Raw genomic sequence first — 21,118 nt, 5'->3', positions numbered from 1 at the left:
ACAAAATGTGCAAAAAAATTTATATTAGTATTGAAAATAATAATATAGGAGAAAGATCATGGCTAAATCGAACTTTGAAAAAGTAGAATCAGTTGTTGGATGGGTACGTGATAAGAAAATCACAGGGTATCGTATCAGTAAGGAAACAAATGCCCGTGAAATGTCTATCATTGCCTTGGCTCAAGGACGTGCAAAAGTGAAGAACATCTCGTTCGAAACGGCACTTGGATTGATTGATTTTTATGATAAAAATCATCAAAAATTCGAAGATTAATTTGTTGTTCCAATTGAAAACCAGAGAGTTTGCTCTCTGGTTTTTTTCGATGCCTCAAAAGCAGAAGCGATACAAAAAACAGCTTGCTTCCATACTGGTAAGCAAACTGTTTCAAGAGATTAATGTAAGAAGCGTTGAAGGAATTCCTTGGTCCGTTCTTCTTTTGGATTGCTAAAGATTTCTTTTGGATCTCCTTGCTCAGCGATGACACCCTTGTCCATGAAGATGACCCGGCTAGAGACATCGCGGGCAAATTCCATTTCGTGGGTTACGACAATCATGGTGAGCCCTTCTTTTGCCAGGTCCTGCATGATTTTCAAGACTTCCCCAACCATTTCTGGGTCTAGGGCAGAAGTTGGTTCATCGAAGAGAATGGCATCAGGATCCATTGAGAGGGCGCGTGCGATAGCGACCCGTTGCTTTTGACCACCTGAAAGTTGTTTCGGACGGGCAGCCCAATATTGAGATCCCATACCGACTTTTTCAAGGTTTTCTTTGGCAACTTTCTCTGCAGTCTCACGATCGCGCTTGAGGACGGTTGTTTGTGCAACGATCGTATTTTCCAAGACGTTTAAATTTTCGAAGAGATTAAAGCTTTGGAAAACCATTCCTAATTTCTCGCGGTAGTGGGTAAGATCATACTCAGGATCAAGAACATTTTGCCCACGATAGAGAATCTCTCCAGCTGTGGGAGTCTCTAGAAGATTGATGGAGCGAAGGAAGGTTGATTTTCCGCTACCAGAGCTCCCGATGATGGAGATCACCTCTCCTTTTTCAACGGTGAGCGAAATATCTTTCAAGACTTCATTTTGACCGTAAGATTTTTTTAAATGTTGGATTTCAAGAATTTTTTCTGCCATTATTTCACCTCTTTGACTTGCATTTGATTTGCACCTGTAGTATAAGTATCAGAATCTAAGCGACGTTCGATGTAGCGAAGGATTCGTGTGATAGTAAAGGTGAGAACGAAGTAAATCACAGCGATGATCGTAAAGGTTGGGAAGTATTGGTAGTTTTGAGTTGCGACCGTATTTCCTGTAAAGTACAGTTCAACTACAGAGATAACATTCAAAACAGATGTATCCTTGATGTTAATAACAAATTCATTCCCTGTTGCTGGCAAGATATTGCGAACAACCTGTGGAAGGACGACCCTGCGCATGGTTTGTCCATGGGTCATTCCTAGAGCAGTCGCTGCTTCAAACTGACCTGGATCCACTGCTAAGATCCCACCACGAACAATCTCACTCATATAAGCTCCGGTATTGATTGATACGATAAAGATGGCGGCCCAGGTACGATCCAAGGAAATGTTGAAGGCTTGGGCGGAACCGTAGAAAATGACCATGGATTGAACGATCATCGGAGTTCCACGGAAGATTTCAATGTAGACATTGAGGAACCAACCAAAGGCAGTTTGGCATCCAGCAAGGAATTTATTTTTAGCCTTCGGAGCTGTCCGGAAGACACCGATTAACAAACCGATAATCAACCCAGCGATAGTTCCAGTCATAGAGATTAAGAGGGTCATTCCAGTTCCCCGTAAGAACTGTGGGCCATTATCCTTTAAAATCTTCATCATTTGGCTAAAGAATGTCTGCTTATCATCACTAGCATCACTGGAAGCTGGTTGCTTCTTAATCATATCATCCATGAGTTTAACTTGGTCTTCAGACGAAATCTTAGCTAGTGCGGCATTGACTTGGTCAATTCTAGTGTCACCCTTCTTCATCCCGATAGCGATAGTCGCATCTTCTTCCCCAACTTCAAATCCTTTTTTGAATTGAATCATCTTAAATTTAGAATTAGCGGACTCGGCGGTTAGGGCTTCGGGACGTTCAGAAACATAGGCATCAATAACACCCGATTCTAAAGCTTGACGCATCTGGGCAAAATCACCCATTGCAGTTTCTTGTTTCGCACCCTTGAGTTGGGAAATGAGAGAATAGAGGTAGACCCCTTGTTGAGAGGTGACCTTTGCATCCTTAAAGTCATCTAGACTAGTGGCGTTTGCATAGTTTCCATCTTTACGAACGAGCATAACTGGCTCACTGGTATAGTAGCTATTAGAGAAAGCGACCTCTTTCTTGCGCTCGGCAGTCGGACTCATTCCAGCGATGATCATATCAATTTTACCAGAAGTGAGGGCGGGGATTAGTCCGTTCCAAGATGTTTTAACGATCAGAGGTTTTTTACCTAGTCCCTCAGCAACCTTTTTTGCGATTTGGACATCGTATCCGTTGGCATATTGGTTGGTGCCATCAATCTTCACGGCTCCATTTGCATCATCCTCTTGGGTCCAGTTGAAAGGAGCGTAGGCTGCTTCCATTCCGATTCGTAAATAGTCATCTGCATGAACAACCTGTGTGATCCCCAGGCAAATGAAAAGCCCTGTTAAGAGCGCGAATAATGTTTTTTTCATTTTTTCTCCTCTTCCTTATTTTAACTTCTCCTATTGTACAGTAAAATAGGCTGCATTTCAAACATGGTCCTCTTTTTATTTAAAAAATGCTATAATAATACAAAGGAGCATGATCAAATGAAAAAGTATTTGTATGTTATTTTCGCCTTTCTGGCCTGCCTTTTTGTTAGTCAGAACGTCCATGCATCTAGACCATCTTATGATGTACTTTACTATGGTGGAACCTTGACCTTGGACACCTGGGACGACGCCACCTATGAGGAAGAACTGGTTTATTATTTCAAAGATTCTTATAGAGGGCAGTATGTTAGCCTAGGAACGGCAGGGAACATGCCACAAGGCTTTGCAATTGAGATACCGCCAAAGGTTGAGGTGGAAGGTCGTGAGCTTCAAAGAGAACCCGAGATTACGAATCTAGGTGATGGCTACCGAGTGAAAATTTATAACAGTGGTGTAGCGCAAGATACAGTCAAAATAAAAGTCACATGGAAATTAAAAAATCTCCTCTATTCACACAAGGATATCTTGGAGTTGAACTGGAAACCGATCACAGATGGTGATCAGAAGGTGGACGAGGTTCAATTTCGTGTTATTCCTAAGTTTGCACCAGCTAATGCCCAATCGGAACTGTATATCCATACAGCCTTTATGGGACCGGATGTGACTGTAAATAAAGAAGATGGAATCTATTCTGCTACTTTCTATAACCTAGGTAAAGGAAAGGCTGTGGAGTTGTATGGTTACTGGTTGAAGTCAGACCTAACTACCTTATATGATTCTGGTCGAAATACAGGATTGACCAAATTGGATGAATTTCACAAGAACCAAGCTAAAATTGAACAGGAAAAATACTGGACACGCATGTTTTGGAACTGGATCTTGCCAGCCTTCATTATTGCACTCTGGCTTCTTTCTCTCTTGGGTCGCAAACGGTTCAAAAAAATGATTTGGCCTGGTGTGACTTATCCGACTGATACTCGTCTTTATGAGATTCCACAGGATATTGCACCTCTTGTTATGAGCTCGGTTGTTTATTCAGCCGAATTAGACGAGGCTTCCCCAACCAATAAAGAGAAGGCGACTCCGCCAGTATTCACATTTGAAAAAATGCTTCAAGCTACTTTGCTGGATCTGATGGATCGTGGAGTGATTGTCTACGAGCAACAAGGAAATGAAGTCGTTTTGACCAGAAAGTCTCATGGACATGTGGATGATTTTGAACGCTCCTTTATGAATATGGCTTTTGGGGATCAAGTTTCCTGTCCTGTTAACCGTCTCTTTGAGAATTATGAATTCAGTGATGATGTATACAAACATGCCAAAAAAGCAGATCAAGATGCGATTCGTTCACTAGGAAGTAAGGCTCAGGCTCGTTTTGATACGGCTGTCAACCAAGTGGCCCGAGATGTTCATCGCAAGGTGGAAGATCTCCATTTGCCAAGCTACTATCGCCCTTTAGAAGCAAAAGAAGAAGCGCAAGCTAGACGAAGTCTCTTCTTTGGTTGGGCTGCTTGGTTTATCGCTCTTGGAGCAGAAATCTTTGCTATCTTTGGGATGGGTTGGTTCTCTGTTCCTTGTTTGATAGGGATCCTCATACTTTGGTTTATGCCAGTGCGCTTCAATGGTGTCTTTAAAGCCTACCTACGAGATGGTGTTGTCAATCTTGCGGGTGCTGAGCAACGCTATTACTGGGATAGTTTTGGTCGGATGTTGAAAGAGATTGCCCACCTCAACGATGCAGAGTTGCAGTCTCTGGTCCTATGGAATCGCTTATTGGTCTATGCGGCCTTGTATGGTGTAGCTGATCAGGTCACAAAGGTCATGAAGCTTCGGAATATTCATTTAGAAAATCAAGCCTTAAACGCCTTCGTTTACACCCCGTTCTATCATGATGTGACCCACTCAAGTCATGCCATGTCTACTTATGGATCGACAGCATCGACAGCTAGTCATTTCACAGTTTCCTCTGGTAGTGGAGGAGGTTTCTCTGGCGGAGGAGGCGGAGGAGGCTTTGGCGCCTTCTAAGTAGCGCTGAGAATGGTCTTGGTCGCTCTGTCCCTTCTAGTTTAGAAGGCCTGGTCCAGTCCATAGATTTATGATATAATAGAGCAAATGTAAGTTTAGGAGAAAAAGATGTTTCTGATCGAATTAATCAAGGCGGTTCTTTTTGGGATTGTCGAGGGGATTACAGAATGGTTACCGATCTCAAGTACAGGTCACTTGATTCTGTTACAGGATTTTGTGCAGTTTAAAAATCAAGATCCGGCCTTTATGGAGATGTTCAATGTCGTGATCCAATTGGGTGCAATCCTAGCGGTTGTGGTGATATATTTCGATAAATTGTATCCCTTCAAACCTGGTAAATCTCCACTAGAAGTACGTCGGACCTGGCAATTATGGGCAAAAGTTGCGGTTGCAACCCTCCCTCTTGTCTTTGTTTTTAAATTGGATGATTGGTTTGAGGCGCATTTCCACAATTCGATTTCCGTTGCGATTATGTTGATCACTTACGGGATTGCCTTTATCTATCTGGAAAGACGAGAACAAGTTGAGCCAGCAGTAACGGAATTGCATAAGCTACCTTATCGAACAGCTCTTTATATCGGACTCTTCCAAGTTTTATCGCTATTTCCAGGAACAAGCCGTTCAGGTGCTACTATTGTAGGTGGCTTGATCAATGGTGTTAGCCGCCCGGTGGTGACAGAATTTACCTTTTATTTGGGGATCCCAGCCATGTTTGGGGCTAGCCTCTTAAAGGTTGGGAAATTCGCTCTTAGCGGACATTCACTAGCATTGGGGCAACTCTTTATTCTACTGGTAGCGATGGGAGTGGCCTTTGTGGTCAGCATGTATGCCATCCGCTTCTTGACAGATTATGTGAAAAATCATGATTTCACCGTCTTTGGGAAATACCGGATTGTTCTTGGTTCCATCTTGCTATTGTATGGACTCTTCCGTATTATTTTCTAAGAGAACGGTTGAACTTGATCAAATTGTTTTCTGAGGTTGGAGACTTTTGTCCCGACCTCTTTTCGATGCATCCTTTTTTTGAATTCTATCCAATTTTTTAGTATAATAGTAAGACTAGAAGTATGAGGTTATGCTATGAAGATGAAGCAAATTAGTGATTCAACAATTAAGATCACGATCCAACTAGAAGACTTAGAAGAACGTGGGATGGAAATTGCTGATTTCCTTGTCCCACAAGAAAAAACAGAAGAATTTTTCTACGCCATTTTGGATGAGCTCGAAATGCCAGAAAGCTTCCTGGATAGCGGGATGCTGAGTTTTCGTGTGACACCAAAACCAGACAAATTGGATGTTTTTGTTACCAAATCAAAAATTGACCAACAATTGGATTTTGAGGATTTGTCAGATCTTCCTGATATGGAAGAGTTGTCGCGCATGACGCCAGATGAATTTATCAAAACCTTGGAAAAAACAATCTCTGATAAGACAAAAGGGGATGCAGAAGCCATTCACCATTTGGAACAAGAAGAGTTGCGGGACAATCAAGAACAAGATCCGACACCTGAAGCGCCAGTAAGTCAGTATATTTATTACATTTTGCGTTTTTCAAATATCCAGCAAGCAGTTGCCTTTTCAAAAATGGTCAGTTTTCCAGTGGATACCTCTGAATTATACAAAATGGGATCTGATTATTATTTAACTGTCTTGATCGATACAGAGGATCAACCAAATCAATATCCAACCTGGTTACTTGCCATCATTCGGGAGTATGCGGATGATTCAGAAGTGACACGGGCCGTTCTGCAGGAACATGGTCACTTACTAATGGTGTCTGGTGCGATTGAGAATTTGAAGAAAGTTGCTAGCTTATGATGTCCTTTTCCTTGCAATTTGTTCTGGTGCTGATTGGGACTTTTATGATTGCCTTGGTATTGACGCCCTTGGTTCGCTTGTTCTCCTTTAAGATTGATGCCGTAGATTATCCGAATGCGCGTCGGATCAATACCAAGCCCATGCCAAGCGCGGGTGGACTGGCTATCGTGATTGCTTTTTCAATTGCGACTCTCGTGTTTATTCCTATGCTGACATCCACCACCGCCCCAATCAAAAGTTACCTATCCTATACCTTGCCGGTCGTAGGAGCGGGATGGATTATCGCTCTTACAGGCTTGATCGATGATGTAAAAGAGTTGTCAGCCAAGAAAAAGATGATCGGTATCCTGCTGGCAGCGAGTCTGGTCTGGTTTTTGACAGATTTTCGGCTGAATGATTTCAAGATTCCGTTCGGTGGTCCCTTACTTCATTTTGAACCATGGCTATCGTATCTTTTGACAGTGATTTGGATTGTTGCCATTACCAATGCAGTCAATCTGATTGATGGATTAGATGGCTTGGTGAGTGGGGTCTCTATTATTTCCCTAGTGACAATGGGGATTGTGTCCTATTTCTTTCTACCAGTACCCAATCTCTTTCTGACCATGACGATCTTTGTCTTGGTTGCGTCCATTGCAGGTTTCTTTCCCTTTAACTACCATCCGGCCATTCTCTATTTGGGAGACACCGGTGCCTTGTTTATCGGATTTATGATTTCTGTCTTGTCCTTGCAAGGTTTGAAAAATGCGACAGCTGTTGCGGTAGTCACACCAATGATTATCCTCGGAGTACCGATTACAGATACCTTTTTAGCCATTATCCGTCGGACCCTATCTGGTCAAAAATTTTATAAACCGGATCGCAATCACTTGCACCACCGACTTCTTTCTCTGGGCTTGACACATCGGGGAACTGTACTTGTGATCTATGGGATTTCGATGATTTTCTCCTTGATTTCTCTCTTGCTCAACATCTCGAGTCGCATTGGGGGTGTCCTACTTGTGATCGGGCTCTTGTTTGGAGTAGAGTTGTTAGCAGAATTGATTGGGGTTTTAGGGCCACATCATAGTCCTTTGTTAAATGTTCTGCGCTATATAGGGAATTCTTCCTACCGGGAGGAAGTTCGTCAAAAACGAAAAGAAAAAACTAAATAAGAATAGTTCTAATCAAAAGAAAAGCCATTTAGGCTTTTTTTTGATATACTTGAAAGGTAAAAAAATACTTTGTGATGAAGGAATCGATGCTTTGAGAACCTTCTAGACTTCAAAGTAAAAAGAAAGGGAATGCAATGTCGACATTAGAAATTAAAGACCTTCACGTTGAAATTGAAGGCAAAGAAATTTTAAAAGGTGTAAACCTGACCCTAAAAACTGGTGAGATCGCAGCTATCATGGGACCAAACGGAACAGGGAAATCTACTCTGTCAGCTGCCATTATGGGAAACCCAAATTATGAAGTAACCAAAGGGGAGATTCTCTTTGATGGTGTCAACATCTTGGAATTGGAAGTAGACGAACGTGCACGGATGGGCTTGTTCCTTGCTATGCAATACCCTTCAGAAATCCCAGGGATTACCAATGCAGAATTTTTACGTGCAGCCATGAATGCTGGTAAAGAAGAGGACGAGAAGATCTCTATTCGTGATTTCATTAACAAATTGGATGAAAAGATGGAACTGCTCAACATGAAAGAAGAAATGGCAGAACGCTATTTGAACGAAGGCTTCTCAGGTGGTGAGAAAAAACGCAATGAAATCCTTCAATTGTTGATGTTGGAGCCAACATTTGCCCTTTTGGATGAAATTGACTCTGGTTTGGATATCGATGCTCTTAAGGTCGTATCTAAAGGGGTTAATGCAATGCGGGGTGAAGGTTTTGGAGCGATGATCATCACCCACTACCAACGTTTGTTGAACTATATTACTCCTGACGTCGTTCATGTGATGATGGAAGGTCGTGTTGTGCTTTCAGGTGGACCAGAATTGGCTGCCCGCTTGGAACGTGAAGGCTATGCCCAACTCGCAGAAGAACTCGGTTACGACTATAAAGAAGAACTATAACCTGATGACAAGTGATCTAATGTTGTCATAAAATCAAACAGATAGTATCTTTATTAGGAGAAAAAAATGAGTATTGAAAATATTACCCTCTTTTCGGAACTGCATGCTGAGCCAAGCTGGCTGCAAGATTTACGAAAAAAAGCTTTTGACAAGATCGATCAGTTGGAATTGCCAGCCATTGAACGCGTCAAATTCCACCGCTGGAATCTTGGGGATGGGACGATCACAGAAAGTGAGGCTTCTGCCAATGTTCCTGATTTTACAGCCCTCGATTCAAACTTAAAATTGGTCCAAGTTGGAACTCAAACTGTATTTGAACAGGTGCCACAAGCCTTGGCAGACCAAGGAGTCCTTTTCACAGATTTCCATACTGCCCTAGAAGAAATTCCGCAGGTGGTAGAAGATTACTTCATGTCTTCGGTTAAATACGATGATGACAAACTAGCAGCATACCACACAGCTTATTTTAATAGTGGGGCTGTCCTTTATGTTCCAGACAATATCGAAATTGCAGAACCAATCGAAGGCATTTTCTACCAGGATAGCGACAGTGATGTACCTTTTAATAAGCACATTTTGATTATCGCAGGCAAAAACAGTAAGTTCAGCTATTTGGAACGCCTAGAATCAAAAGGTAATGGCTCAGCAACAGCAACTGCTAATGTGACGGTTGAGGTGATCGCCCGCTCAGGTGCCCAAGTGAAATTTGCGGCGATTGACCGCCTGGGTGAAAATGTCACAGCCTACATCAGTCGACGTGGAAAACTAGGTCAGGATGCCAGCATTGATTGGGCTATCGGTGTTATGAACGAAGGTAACGTGGTTGCAGATTTTGACAGTGACTTGGTTGGAAACGGAAGTCATGCAGATTTGAAAGTCGTTGCCTTATCAAGCGGTCGTCAGGTACAAGGAATTGACACCCGCGTGACCAACTTTGGTTGCAACTCGATCGGAAATATCTTGCAACACGGGGTTATTCTTGAAAAAGGAACCTTGACCTTCAACGGAATTGGTCATATTATCAAGGGGGCTAAAGGAGCAGATGCCCAGCAAGAAAGCCGTGTCTTGATGTTATCGGATCAAGCACGTTCAGATGCCAACCCAATCCTCTTGATTGATGAAAATGACGTCACAGCAGGCCATGCTGCATCGATCGGTCAAGTGGACCCAGAAGATATGTATTACCTCATGAGTCGTGGTCTGGATCAACACACAGCAGAACGCTTAGTGGTGCGTGGTTTCTTGGGATCTGTTATTGTTGAAATCCCAGTTAAAGAAGTACGTGATGAAATGATTGCTACCATCGAAGAAAAGTTATCTCAACGCTAAGGAGAAACAATGCTAGATAAAAATACGATTGCTCAAGATTTTCCCATTCTCGATCAACTAGTCCACGATGAGCCTTTGGTTTATCTAGATAATGCAGCGACGACGCAAAAACCTAAACGTGTTCTTGAAGCAGTTAATCACTATTATTTGCAAGATAACGCCAATGTCCACCGTGGAGTCCATACCTTGGCTGAACGAGCGACAGCTGCTTATGAGGCGGCGCGTGAGAAAGTCAGAAAATTTATCAACGCTTCATCAACCAAGGAGGTGCTCTTTACAAGAGGGACAACGACTGGACTCAACTGGGTAGCCCGCTATGCAGAAGAAGTCTTAAAGGAATGGGATGAAGTCCTGATTTCCATCATGGAACATCACTCCAACATCATTCCTTGGCAGCAAGCCTGCAAGAAGACAGGAGCAAAACTGGTCTATGTCTATCTAAAAGATGGCTTACTGGATATGCAGGACTTAAAGAGCAAGCTTAGTGAGAAGACAAAATTTGTCTCCATCACCCATGCTTCGAATGTCTTAGGGGTGGTCAATCCGATCAAGGAAATTGCTCGATTAGCTCATGAAGTTGGAGCGATCATGGTCGTAGATGGGGCTCAATCAACCCCTCATATGGCCATTGATGTACAAGACTTAGATGCGGATTTCTTTGCTTTTTCTGGCCATAAGATGGCTGCACCAACAGGGATTGGTGTCCTCTATGGGAAGGAAGAAATCTTAGAGCAAATGTCTCCGATCGAGTTTGGGGGCGAGATGATTGACTTTGTTTACGAACAATCTGCATCTTGGAAGGAATTGCCTTGGAAATTTGAAGCTGGAACGCCTAATATGGCGGGTGCAATCGGTCTTGGTGCAGCAATCGATTATTTAGAGGAGTTGGGAATGGACCAGGTAGAAGCGCATGAGCAAGAATTGATTGCCTATGCGTTTCCAAAATTACAGGCTATCGAAGACTTGACCATCTATGGTTCCCAAGACTTAGCCCAACGTTCTGGCGTCATTTCCTTTAATCTAGGAGATCTCCATCCGCATGACTTGGCAACAGCATTAGATTATGAAGGGATTGCTGTTCGTGCAGGTCACCACTGTGCACAACCGCTTCTTCAATACCTACAAGTCCCAGCGACAACGAGAGCAAGTTTTTATATCTACAACACCAAAGCGGACTGTGATAAATTAATTGAGGCATTGATCAAAGCAAAGGAGTTTTTCAATGGCACTTTCTAAATTAGATTCGCTGTACATGGCGGTCGTAGCTGACCATTCAAAACACCCTCACCATCAGGGCCAGATTGAAGATGTTGATCAGATCCAACTCAACAATCCAACTTGTGGAGATGTGATCCAGTTAAGTGTGAAATTTGATGAGAATGACAGGGTGGAAGATATCGCCTTTGTTAATTCAGGATGTACGATCTCAACCGCTTCAGCTAGTATGATGACGGATGCTGTAATGGGAAAAACAAAAGAGGAAGTCGAGGAATTGGCGCAGGTCTTTTCAGAAATGGTCCAAGGGAAGTCAGATCCTCGCCAAGAGGAATTAGGAGACGCAGCCTTCTTATCTGGAGTCTCAAAATTTCCACAACGGATTAAATGTGCGACCCTCTCCTGGAATGCTCTTAAAAAAGCGATCGAACGTAGCAAATAATTAAAAGAAGAAACAGAGAAAGAAAGGAAATTATGGCTGAAGAAAGAGTCGAACCGAAACCAATTGATCTCGGTGAATATAAATTTGGATTTCACGATGACGTTCAACCCATTCTCTCTACCGGGAAGGGATTGAATGAAGCGGTTATTCGTGAATTGTCTGCAGCAAAAAATGAACCCGAATGGATGCTCGAATTCCGTTTGAAATCTTTTGAAACCTTCAAAAAGATGCCCATGCAAACCTGGGGAGCCGATCTATCAGAGATTGACTTTGATGATTTGATCTATTATCAAAAACCTTCGGATAAACCTGCCCGTTCATGGGACGAAGTTCCAGAGAAAATCAAGGAAACCTTTGAGCGTATCGGGATTCCTGAAGCGGAACGTGCTTACCTAGCGGGAGCTTCTGCTCAGTATGAATCAGAAGTGGTTTACCACAATATGAAAGAAGAGTTTGAAAAGTTGGGGATTATCTTTACCGATACAGATTCTGCCCTAAAAGAATATCCAGACCTATTCAAACAGTATTTTGCGAAGTTAGTGCCACCAACGGATAACAAATTGGCTGCCCTAAACTCAGCAGTCTGGTCTGGTGGAACCTTCATTTATGTGCCAAAAGGCGTAAAAGTAGACGTTCCCCTTCAAACTTACTTCCGTATCAACAATGAAAATACAGGTCAGTTTGAGCGTACCTTGATTATCGTGGATGAGGGAGCAAGTGTTCACTATGTAGAAGGCTGTACAGCACCGACCTATTCAAGCAATAGCCTCCATGCAGCGATTGTTGAGATCTTTGCCTTGGATGGTGCTTATATGCGCTACACGACCATCCAAAACTGGTCTGACAATGTCTACAACTTGGTCACCAAGCGGGCCAAAGCTCAAAAAGATGCTACAGTTGAGTGGATCGACGGGAACTTAGGAGCGAAGACAACCATGAAGTACCCATCTGTTTATCTAGATGGAGAAGGAGCGCGTGGGACCATGTTGTCCATTGCCTTTGCGAATGCAGGTCAACACCAAGATACAGGTGCCAAGATGATCCACAATGCCCCTCACACTAGCTCGTCTATCGTATCCAAATCCATCGCGAAGGGTGGCGGAAAGGTAGACTACCGTGGACAAGTGACTTTCAACAAGAACTCTAAGAAATCAGTTTCTCACATTGAGTGTGACACTATTATCATGGATGATTTATCTGCATCAGACACGATTCCATTTAATGAAATCCACAACTCACAAGTTGCTTTGGAGCACGAAGCTAAGGTTTCAAAAATCTCAGAAGAACAACTGTATTATTTGATGAGTCGTGGTCTGTCTGAATCAGAAGCGACAGAAATGATTGTCATGGGATTTGTAGAACCCTTTACAAAAGAACTTCCAATGGAATATGCCGTTGAGTTAAACCGACTCATTAGCTACGAAATGGAAGGATCTGTAGGATAATTCGTTTTAATAGCAAAATAAAATCACAATGGATTTGACTCCATTGTGATTTTTTTGCTTATAGCTTTTCGTTGACATAACGAACAAATTCATTCCACCAAACCTTTAAGAAAAAGCTTTTCTCAATGGTTCTTCCCGATACCATATCGACCGTTGGCTCTTGATCTTCTAAGTAGCCACGTCCGATTTTATCTGGATCAGTGTAGTGTAATTTTCCAAGATTTGTGCCTGATTTGACAGGTGCTCGGAATGATTCTTGGTTACTCTTGAATTGAATTTTTGGTTCCGCTTGACTGCCTTGCTTTTCAACGATATAGAAGTCTTTTTTTGCAACAGCTAAAACAGTCTCGGACTTCCCGTCCATGACAGTTGCCTTACTTTTTCCGTAGGGATCTCCTTCTTTGACGACAATGGAAGAAACAAAGGTTCGTACCACGTAGTTCATCAGAGAAGAAGTAGCCACAAAGCGTGCATATGGATCACCGTCAACTGCCTCAACTCCTAGGACAACCGTGATCATGTGGATGCCATTTTGCGTCGTTGATGCAGCAAATGTGATACCACCTTTGGTAGAGTTGCTGACCCGAAGGCCGTCGACTCCCGAACGGTAATTCGGCATGCCTTCTAGCATCAGGTTGGGGTTTTCAATCTGCGTGTTTGAAAAAAGAGCAGTGGGTTTTGAAGTATATTTGGTCACTTCAGGAAAATCCTGGAGTAAGTGCTTGGCAATGACAGCAATATCATAAGCACTCAATTGATTTTCGTCTCCTTTCCCGTCAGGATCTCCGCTAATGGTTTGAGTATTTAATCCGGTAGCATTAATTAAATGAGGAGATTGAATGCCCCATTCAGAAAGTTTTTGCTTCATTTTTTCAACGAAGCTTTTTTCGGAGCCCCCCACTTTCTCAGCTAAGGCCAAGGCAGCAGTACTAGAATTTCCAACTAAAAGAGCAGTCAATAACTGTTCAACCGTATATTGGTTCGCTTCCATAGGAAGAGTACCAGCACCTTCGATATCATTTAAAGCCAGAGCTTTCTCAGACAATTTGATAGGATCTTTTAGAGAAAGTTTTTTTTCATGAATAGCTTCGAAAATCAGATAAGTGGTCAAGAGTGTAGATAGACCCCCCACATCTCGCTTTTTCTCTGAATCCTTTTCATATAAAATTTTACCTGTATCAGCTTCAACAGCAATAGCACTTTGAGCAGGAAGTTCTAGCTCATCTGCCAGAACGACTTGATAAGGTAAACTGCATAACAGCAGGATGAAGGTTAAAAAAGAAAGAAAGAATTTTTTCACAGTTGTTTCCTCGTTGCTTAGTCCTCTCTATTGTATCATACAAATGATTAATGGAAAATTGTAAAATCATCAATTAGGCTAAAAAGTCAGTCATAGCAAGGTTTTTGAATAGTGATAAAACGAATATTCAGAAAATTTAGTTTACTTTTTTTTCTACTTGTGATATAATCTTAAACAAATCTAAAAAAACTATTGGAGAATTCCTATGAAAAAAGGTAAAGTATTCGCAGTTGCCGGAGTAACACTCCTTGCAGCTGGATTGTTAGCTGCATGTTCTAGTTCAAATACTAGCAAAGCAAGCTCAGGCGAAGACAAAAACTATGGTTATGTCTACACTACTGACCCAACAACTTTGGACTATACTGTGTCTTCTAAATCTGCCACTCAAGATCTCACTACAAACATCGTAGACGGTTTGATGGAAAATGACAAGTATGGAAATCTTGTGCCATCACTTGCGGAAGATTGGTCTGTTTCAAAAGACGGTTTGACTTATACCTACAAGATTCGTAAGGGTGTTAAATGGTACGATGCAGATGGTGAAGAACGCGGTGAAGTGACTGCCAAAGACTTCGTGACTGGTTTGAAACACGCTGCTGATAAAAAATCAGAAGAACTTCCACTAGTTCAAGGCTCAATCAAAGGCTTGGATGATTATGTGCAAGGAAAAACTACAGACTTCAGCCAAGTTGGTGTCAAAGCGGTTGATGATTACACACTTCAATATACATTGAACAAACCTGAAACCTTCTGGAACTCTAAAACAACAAACGGAATCTTGTTCCCAATTAGCACAGATTTCTTGAAGAGTAAGGGAGATGATTTTGGTCAACCAAACGATGTGAAATCAGTACTTGCAAACGGACCTTTCCTTCTTAAATCTATTACATCAAAATCATCTGTTGTATTTGAAAAGAATGACAACTACTGGGATAAGAAAAACGTTCACGTCAAGGAAGTAAAACTTACTTATTACGATGGATCAGACCAAGATTCATTGGCACGTGGTTTCTCTGATGGAGCTTATACAGCTGCTCGTCTTTTCCCATCAAGCTCAAACTTTGCAACAGTAGAGAAAAAATACAAGGACAATATCTATAACACACCAGCTGGTTCAGGTGTAGCAATCCTTGGTTTCAACATCGATCGTCAATCTTACAAACACACTGCAAAGAAATCAGATGCTGAAAAATCTTCTACTAAGAAAGCAATCTTGAACAAAGATTTCCGTCAAGCCATCACTTTTGCCTTGAACCGTGAAAACTACTCAGCACAAGTCAATGGTAAAGAATTTGCTAAACCAGCTATCCGTAATACATATGTTGCACCTGCATTCGTACAAGTAGACGGAAAAGACTTCGGAAATGTAGTTGCAGATAAGTTGACTACTTATGGAGACCAATGGAAGGGTATCAACCTTGAAGATGGTCAAGATGGTCTTTACAACAAAGATAAAGCCAAAGCACAACTTGAAAAAGCCAAAGCTGAACTTCAAAAAGACGGCGTTCAATTCCCAATTCATATTGACGTTCCTGTTATTCAAAATGCAACAAGTATAGTTACACGTATGCAATCATTGAAACAAACGGTAGAAGAAACTCTTGGTAAAGACAACGTAGTTGTTGACCTTCAAATGATGGACCAAGACGAAGTGTTGAACATCACATTGAATGTTCCATCAGCTGCAGATGCAGATTGGGATCTTCAAGGTATGGTCGGTTGGAACCCAGACTATCAAGATCCATCAACTTACCTTGATACGCTTCAACCATCTTCTGAAGACCAAACAAAAGTTTACCTTGGTTTTGCAGGTGGTGTAGATAACCCATCAGCTAAAGCTGTAGGTTTGGATGAGTTTGCAAAACTTCTTGACGATGCAAACAACGAAACACAAGATGTTGTGAAACGTTATGAAAAATATGCAGCAGCTCAAGCTTGGTTGACAGATAGCGCAATTGTAGTACCTACAATGTCATCATCAGGCGCAGCAACTGTTATCTCTAAAGTGGTACCATTCTCTGGTGCTTCAGCTCAAGCTGGTAACAAAGGATCAGCATACTTCAAATATGTAGAAGTTCAAGATGAACCTGTTACTAAGAAACAATACGATGAAGCTCTTAAGAAATGGCAAAAAGAAAAAGTTGAGTCAAACAAAAAAGCTCAACAAGATCTTGAAAAACACGTTAAATAATTAAATTATTGCTTTTCATTAGAACTTTCTCTTCTAGGGGAGAAAGTTCTTTTGGACATTAAAGGAATGAAATATGAAAAAATATGTTTTTATGCGTATTTTGCGTTCGTTAGTGTCGATCTTTCTCGTCACGACATTAACCTACATGATTATCTATACGCTAACACCGAGAAATCTCATCTTTAAGAATGACCCCAACTACAATAAAGTAGCGAAGACAAAAGATTCGAAGATCAACTACGAAAATACAGTCTATGATCGCATGGGTTATTTGGAATACATGGATTCAAAGAGCTTGCAACAAAAAGCAAGTAAAGAAGATTCTTCCGTAACGGTTGATGCGACAAATGCCAATGAAAAGATCTACAAAAAATATATTGAAAAATTAGGTCATGGTTGGCAGTTGAAACGTTTCCCAGAAAGTAAGTCTTTCTATGCGGTGCGTGAAATTCCGGTTTTTGAACGTGTTATTAGCTTCTATGCGAATTTGATTCAATTTGATCATCCAGGTTGGGTGAAAGATGCCTCGAATCCAAATCTTAAACGCTATATCCGTATTGAAAATGATCCATCTATTGGATGGTCTGTAGTGGGTTCTGGTACGAAACACAAATACCTCTTGTACTTTAATGGTCAGTTCCCATATGTACACCAAAACTTTGTGACCTTAAACCTTGGAAATTCATATCCAACTTATTCAAATACCCCTGTTCTTCAAGTGATTACCCAAGGACAAGGAACGACTAAGAAGAGTGAAGTGAACTTCCCAACAGGTAAAAAGACATCTTCCATCGATATCTACTCACGTACCTACAAATCACCAAGTAAGGCAGACTCACAAGATATCAGTCGATTTGGTAAAGGGGATGCCTATACAGCAACGTTGAGCAACTATGAGAATCCATCCATGATTGCATCTTCTTCAATCATTGGTTTGATTGGTATTGCGATTGCCTACTTGATTGCGATCCCACTAGGATCTTATATGGCTCTTTTCAAGGACTCATGGTTTGATAGCATCTCTACTGCGGCCTTGACATTTATGATGTCTCTCCCAACCATTGCCCTTGTCTATATCGTGCGTCTAGCAGGTTCATTCTTTGGACTTCCAGACTCATTCCCAGTACTTGGAGCACAGGACTGGCGTTCATATGTATTGCCGTCTCTGATTCTTGGTTTATTGAGTGCGCCATTTATCGCCGTTTGGATTCGTCGTTATATGATCGATATTCACTCTCAGGATTTCGTCCGTTTTGCTCGTTCAAAAGGATTGTCAGAACGTGAGATCTCAAGAAAACACATCTTCAAAAATGCGATGGTTCCACTAGTTTCTGGAATTCCAGGGGCTATCATTGGAGTTATCTCAGGTGCAACGTTGACTGAAACAGTCTTCGCTTTCCCAGGTATGGGTAAAATGTTGATTGACTCTATTAAAGCATCAAACAACACCATGGTCATCGGACTTGTCTTCATCTTCACATCACTTGGTATCTTTGCTGCCATGTTAGGTGATATCTTGATGACAGTGCTTGATCCACGGATTAAATTAACGAATACGAAAGGAGGCAAATAATGGCTACAATCGATAAAAATAAATTTCAGTTTGTAAAACGTGATGACTTTGCCTCTGAAGTAATCGATGCTCCAGCGTATTCATACTGGAAATCTGTATTCAGACAATTCTTGAAAAAAAGAACCACTATCATTATGCTTGCTATTTTGATTGGGATTCTCTTGATGAGTTTTGTCTATCCTATGTTTTCAAATTTTGATTACAACGACGTAAGTAAGGTAAATGACTTTTCAGCACGTTTGAATCCACCAAGTGCCAAAGCTTTCTTTGGTACAGATAATAACGGTAAATCCCTCTTTGATGGAGTTTGGTTTGGTGCTCGGAATTCAATTATCATTTCCTTCATCGCCACTGTTATTAACGTGGTTGTCGGAGTTATCGTTGGTGGAATTTGGGGGATCTCAAAATCCATCGACCGTATCATGATGGAAGTTTATAACGTTATTTCAAACATTCCGTTTATGTTGATCGTTATCGTCTTGACTTACTCAATGGGATCTGGTTTCTGGAACTTGATTCTTGCCATGTCCTTAACTGGATGGATCGGAATTGCCTATACCATTCGTGTCCAAATCATGCGTTACCGTGATTTGGAGTACAACTTGGCCAGCCGAACATTAGGAACACCAACTTTGAAAATTGTTACGAAAAATATTTTGCCTCAATTGGTATCTGTTATCGTGACACAAACATCACAGTTACTTCCAAGCTTTATTTCTTACGAAGCTTTCCTTTCCTTCTTCGGACTTGGTCTTCCAATCACAGTTCCAAGTTTGGGACGCTTGATTTCTGACTATTCTCAAAACGTAACTACAAATGCCTACCTATTCTGGATTCCGCTTACTGTTTTGATTTTAGTATCCTTGTCATTCTTTATCGTCGGACAAAACTTGGCCGATGCCAGCGACCCACGTACACATAGATAGGAGGAGTAGATATGACATCAAATAAGAATATTATTTTATCTGCTCAAGATATCGTAGTGGAATTTGACGTGCGCGATCGCGTATTGACAGCTATTCGTGGCGTATCGCTTGAGCTAGAAGAAGGTGAAGTTCTTGCCTTAGTTGGTGAGTCAGGTTCAGGGAAATCAGTTTTGACAAAAACGTTCACCGGAATGTTAGAAGATAACGGCCGTATTGCCCAAGGTTCGATTAAATACCGTGGTCAAGAATTGACAGATTTGAAATCGAATAAAGATTGGGAAAATATTCGTGGATCTAAGATCGCTACAATTTTCCAAGACCCAATGACAAGTTTGGACCCAATCAACACAATTGGTTCACAAATTACAGAAGTCATTATCAAACACCAAGGGAAAACAGCTAAAGAAGCCAAAGAAATGGCTTTGGACTATATGGAGAAAGTTGGAATTCCAGATGCGGAACGTCGTTTTGATGAGTATCCATTCCAATATTCAGGTGGGATGCGTCAACGGATCGTTATTGCCATCGCCTTGGCCTGCCGTCCAGATATCTTAATCTGTGACGAACCAACAACAGCCCTTGACGTAACCATTCAAGCGCAAATCATTGATTTGTTGAAATCCCTTCAAAAAGAATACCAATTTACAGTTATCTTTATCACCCACGACTTAGGTGTGGTTGCAAGTATTGCAGATAAAGTAGCCGTTATGTATGCTGGAGAAATTGTTGAGTTTGGTAAAGTAGAAGAAATTTTCTACGATCCAAAACATCCATACACATGGAGCTTGCTTTCAAGCTTGCCTCAATTGTCAACCTCAGATGGTGATCTTTACTCTATTCCAGGAACTCCGCCTTCATTGTATGCTCCGATTAAAGGAGATGCTTTCGCACTTCGTTCAGACTATGCGATGCAGATTGATTTTGAAGAAGAGGCACCTGCTTTCAAAGTGACCGATACTCACTGGGCTAAGACATGGTTGCTCCATCCAGATGCACCAACAGTTCATAAACCAGAAGTAATCGAAAACCTTCACGAAAAGATTGGCTCAAAAATGGGCTTCGCTCACATTACAGAATAGGAGGAAGGAAATGACTGAAAAATTAGTTGAAATTAAAGATTTAGAAATTTCCTTCGGTGAAGGAAGTAAAAAATTCGTTGCTGTTAAAAACGCCAACTTCTTCATTAATAAGGGAGAAACGTTCTCTCTTGTTGGTGAATCAGGAAGTGGGAAGACAACAATTGGACGTGCGATCATCGGTTTGAATGATACAAGTGCTGGAGAAATTATTTATGACGGTCGCAAGATCAACGGAAAAAACTCTCATAGTGAAAAATCAGAGTTGATCCGTAAAATTCAAATGATCTTCCAAGACCCAGCAGCAAGTTTGAATGAACGTGCAACAGTTGATTATATTATCTCTGAAGGTTTGATCAACCACCATTTGTTTAACAGCGAAGAAGAACGTCAGGAAAAAGTAAAAAATATTATGCATGAAGTTGGGCTTCTAGCAGAACATTTGACACGTTATCCTCACGAATTCTCAGGTGGTCAACGTCAACGGATCGGTATTGCCCGTGCACTTGTCATGGAACCAGAATTTGTCATTGCGGATGAACCAATCTCAGCCCTTGACGTTTCAGTACGTGCACAGGTCTTGAACCTTTTGAAAAAATTCCAAAGAGAATTAGGCTTGACCTATCTCTTTATTGCCCATGACTTGTCAGTTGTGCGCTTCATTTCTGACCGTATTGCAGTTATCTATAAAGGGGTTATTGTAGAAGTAGCAGAAACTGAAGAGCTATTTAACCACCCAATCCATCCATACACACAATCCCTACTTTCAGCGGTCCCAATTCCAGATCCAATTCTAGAACGTAAAAAAGTTCTAAAAATCTACGATCCAGAACAACATGATTATTCTGAAGATAAACCACAAATGGTTGAAATTAAACCAGGTCATTATGTATGGGCTAACAAAGCTGAAGAAAACAAATACAGACAAGAATATAAATAGAGAGGATTCCCTCTCTATTTTTTTATTTCAAAAAAACTTTCAAAAAAATAAATTTTTTTGAGAAAAAGTGTTGACAGTAAGGT

Annotated in this window: 18 protein-coding genes; 15 read left to right on the top strand and 3 right to left on the bottom strand. The window is 41.4% G+C overall.

The window, feature by feature from the left end; all coding sequences use genetic code 11:
* Window positions 1-58: 58 nt before the first annotated feature.
* Complete coding sequence (locus O3646_RS08505) at window positions 59-274, top strand: hypothetical protein (RefSeq protein WP_003004771.1); 216 nt, start codon at window positions 59-61, stop codon at window positions 272-274.
* Between the two features lie 119 nt (window positions 275-393).
* Here O3646_RS08505 and O3646_RS08500 read toward each other — a convergent pair whose 3' ends face one another.
* Entirely contained in the window at window positions 394-1,134 is a 741-nt protein-coding gene (locus O3646_RS08500; protein ID WP_003010256.1) for an amino acid ABC transporter ATP-binding protein, read from the bottom strand.
* Window positions 1,134-2,696: an ABC transporter substrate-binding protein/permease gene (locus tag O3646_RS08495; protein ID WP_371610779.1), complete on the bottom strand. Its 1,563-nt coding sequence runs from the start codon at window positions 2,694-2,696 to the stop codon at window positions 1,134-1,136. The genes O3646_RS08500 and O3646_RS08495 overlap by 1 nt, the downstream gene beginning before the upstream one ends.
* A 117-nt stretch (window positions 2,697-2,813) precedes the next feature.
* On the opposite strand from O3646_RS08495, the gene O3646_RS08490 reads away from it, so the two are divergent.
* From O3646_RS08490 to sufB, 9 genes are all read left to right on the top strand, one after another.
* The gene (locus tag O3646_RS08490) at window positions 2,814-4,721 is read left to right on the top strand and encodes a DUF2207 domain-containing protein (protein ID WP_371610778.1); all 1,908 of its coding nucleotides are present in this window, start codon (window positions 2,814-2,816) and stop codon (window positions 4,719-4,721) included.
* A 108-nt stretch (window positions 4,722-4,829) separates the two neighbouring features.
* On the top strand, window positions 4,830-5,666 hold the full coding sequence (locus O3646_RS08485; RefSeq protein ID WP_070674930.1) for an undecaprenyl-diphosphate phosphatase: 837 nt from the start codon (window positions 4,830-4,832) through the stop codon (window positions 5,664-5,666).
* Window positions 5,667-5,801: 135 nt separating this feature from the next.
* Complete coding sequence (gene mecA, locus O3646_RS08480) at window positions 5,802-6,539, top strand: adaptor protein MecA (protein ID WP_195623690.1); 738 nt, start codon at window positions 5,802-5,804, stop codon at window positions 6,537-6,539.
* The gene (locus O3646_RS08475; protein WP_049485793.1) at window positions 6,536-7,693 is read left to right on the top strand and encodes a glycosyltransferase family 4 protein; all 1,158 of its coding nucleotides are present in this window, start codon (window positions 6,536-6,538) and stop codon (window positions 7,691-7,693) included. Before mecA ends, O3646_RS08475 begins: the two co-directional genes overlap by 4 nt.
* Before the next feature lie 134 nt (window positions 7,694-7,827).
* Complete coding sequence (gene sufC, locus O3646_RS08470; protein ID WP_049497693.1) at window positions 7,828-8,598, top strand: Fe-S cluster assembly ATPase SufC; 771 nt, start codon at window positions 7,828-7,830, stop codon at window positions 8,596-8,598.
* A 66-nt stretch (window positions 8,599-8,664) separates the two neighbouring features.
* The gene (gene sufD, locus O3646_RS08465) at window positions 8,665-9,927 is read left to right on the top strand and encodes a Fe-S cluster assembly protein SufD (protein ID WP_070595573.1); all 1,263 of its coding nucleotides are present in this window, start codon (window positions 8,665-8,667) and stop codon (window positions 9,925-9,927) included.
* Between the two features lie 9 nt (window positions 9,928-9,936).
* Window positions 9,937-11,163: a cysteine desulfurase gene (locus tag O3646_RS08460; protein WP_368397613.1), complete on the top strand. Its 1,227-nt coding sequence runs from the start codon at window positions 9,937-9,939 to the stop codon at window positions 11,161-11,163.
* Entirely contained in the window at window positions 11,150-11,584 is a 435-nt protein-coding gene (gene sufU, locus O3646_RS08455) for a Fe-S cluster assembly sulfur transfer protein SufU (protein WP_003004754.1), read from the top strand. Before O3646_RS08460 ends, sufU begins: the two co-directional genes overlap by 14 nt.
* 32 nt (window positions 11,585-11,616) lie before the next feature.
* Window positions 11,617-13,029 carry a Fe-S cluster assembly protein SufB gene (gene sufB, locus O3646_RS08450; RefSeq protein WP_003010279.1) on the top strand — a complete coding sequence of 471 codons (1,413 nt, stop codon included), beginning with the start codon at window positions 11,617-11,619 and terminating at the stop codon, window positions 13,027-13,029.
* Window positions 13,030-13,087: 58 nt separating this feature from the next.
* On the opposite strand, the gene O3646_RS08445 is transcribed toward sufB, so the two are convergent.
* Window positions 13,088-14,329 carry a serine hydrolase gene (locus O3646_RS08445; RefSeq protein ID WP_070595569.1) on the bottom strand — a complete coding sequence of 414 codons (1,242 nt, stop codon included), beginning with the start codon at window positions 14,327-14,329 and terminating at the stop codon, window positions 13,088-13,090.
* A gap of 205 nt (window positions 14,330-14,534) precedes the next feature.
* Here O3646_RS08445 and O3646_RS08440 point away from each other — a divergent pair, with 205 nt between their 5' ends.
* From O3646_RS08440 to O3646_RS08420, 5 genes are all read left to right on the top strand, one after another.
* A complete protein-coding gene (locus tag O3646_RS08440; protein WP_070595567.1) occupies window positions 14,535-16,520 on the top strand; it encodes a peptide ABC transporter substrate-binding protein in 1,986 nt (661 codons plus the stop codon).
* 73 nt (window positions 16,521-16,593) lie between these two features.
* Window positions 16,594-18,093 (top strand): ABC transporter permease, encoded by a 1,500-nt coding sequence (locus O3646_RS08435; RefSeq protein ID WP_070595566.1) that lies wholly within the window; start codon window positions 16,594-16,596, stop codon window positions 18,091-18,093.
* Complete coding sequence (oppC, locus tag O3646_RS08430) at window positions 18,093-19,019, top strand: oligopeptide ABC transporter permease OppC (protein ID WP_003010290.1); 927 nt, start codon at window positions 18,093-18,095, stop codon at window positions 19,017-19,019. Before O3646_RS08435 ends, oppC begins: the two co-directional genes overlap by 1 nt.
* Window positions 19,020-19,030: 11 nt before the next feature.
* Window positions 19,031-20,098, top strand: a complete 1,068-nt coding sequence (locus O3646_RS08425; RefSeq protein ID WP_371610777.1) for an ABC transporter ATP-binding protein — start codon at window positions 19,031-19,033, stop codon at window positions 20,096-20,098.
* Between the two features lie 10 nt (window positions 20,099-20,108).
* Window positions 20,109-21,035, top strand: coding sequence for an ATP-binding cassette domain-containing protein (locus O3646_RS08420; protein WP_003010296.1), 927 nt, complete (start codon window positions 20,109-20,111; stop codon window positions 21,033-21,035).
* Window positions 21,036-21,118 lie beyond the last annotated feature (83 nt).

It is taken from the genome of Streptococcus sp. 27098_8_148 (genome assembly GCF_041432105.1).
Taxonomy (GTDB): Bacteria; Bacillota; Bacilli; order Lactobacillales; family Streptococcaceae; genus Streptococcus; species Streptococcus parasanguinis_AE.
This window is presented reverse-complemented; position numbering and strand designations above follow the sequence as displayed.

Coding starts and splice junctions, on each gene's coding strand:
- O3646_RS08490 (WP_371610778.1), top strand. CDS start 2,814: ATGAAAAAGTATTTGTATGTTATTTTCGCCTTTCTGGCCTGCCTTTTT.
- O3646_RS08435 (WP_070595566.1), top strand. CDS start 16,594: ATGAAAAAATATGTTTTTATGCGTATTTTGCGTTCGTTAGTGTCGATC.
- oppC (WP_003010290.1), top strand. CDS start 18,093: ATGGCTACAATCGATAAAAATAAATTTCAGTTTGTAAAACGTGATGAC.
- mecA (WP_195623690.1), top strand. CDS start 5,802: ATGAAGATGAAGCAAATTAGTGATTCAACAATTAAGATCACGATCCAA.
- O3646_RS08425 (WP_371610777.1), top strand. CDS start 19,031: ATGACATCAAATAAGAATATTATTTTATCTGCTCAAGATATCGTAGTG.
- O3646_RS08420 (WP_003010296.1), top strand. CDS start 20,109: ATGACTGAAAAATTAGTTGAAATTAAAGATTTAGAAATTTCCTTCGGT.
- O3646_RS08485 (WP_070674930.1), top strand. CDS start 4,830: ATGTTTCTGATCGAATTAATCAAGGCGGTTCTTTTTGGGATTGTCGAG.
- O3646_RS08505 (WP_003004771.1), top strand. CDS start 59: ATGGCTAAATCGAACTTTGAAAAAGTAGAATCAGTTGTTGGATGGGTA.
- O3646_RS08495 (WP_371610779.1), bottom strand. CDS start 2,696: ATGAAAAAAACATTATTCGCGCTCTTAACAGGGCTTTTCATTTGCCTG.
- O3646_RS08475 (WP_049485793.1), top strand. CDS start 6,536: ATGATGTCCTTTTCCTTGCAATTTGTTCTGGTGCTGATTGGGACTTTT.
- sufC (WP_049497693.1), top strand. CDS start 7,828: ATGTCGACATTAGAAATTAAAGACCTTCACGTTGAAATTGAAGGCAAA.
- sufD (WP_070595573.1), top strand. CDS start 8,665: ATGAGTATTGAAAATATTACCCTCTTTTCGGAACTGCATGCTGAGCCA.
- sufB (WP_003010279.1), top strand. CDS start 11,617: ATGGCTGAAGAAAGAGTCGAACCGAAACCAATTGATCTCGGTGAATAT.
- O3646_RS08440 (WP_070595567.1), top strand. CDS start 14,535: ATGAAAAAAGGTAAAGTATTCGCAGTTGCCGGAGTAACACTCCTTGCA.
- O3646_RS08460 (WP_368397613.1), top strand. CDS start 9,937: ATGCTAGATAAAAATACGATTGCTCAAGATTTTCCCATTCTCGATCAA.
- sufU (WP_003004754.1), top strand. CDS start 11,150: ATGGCACTTTCTAAATTAGATTCGCTGTACATGGCGGTCGTAGCTGAC.
- O3646_RS08500 (WP_003010256.1), bottom strand. CDS start 1,134: ATGGCAGAAAAAATTCTTGAAATCCAACATTTAAAAAAATCTTACGGT.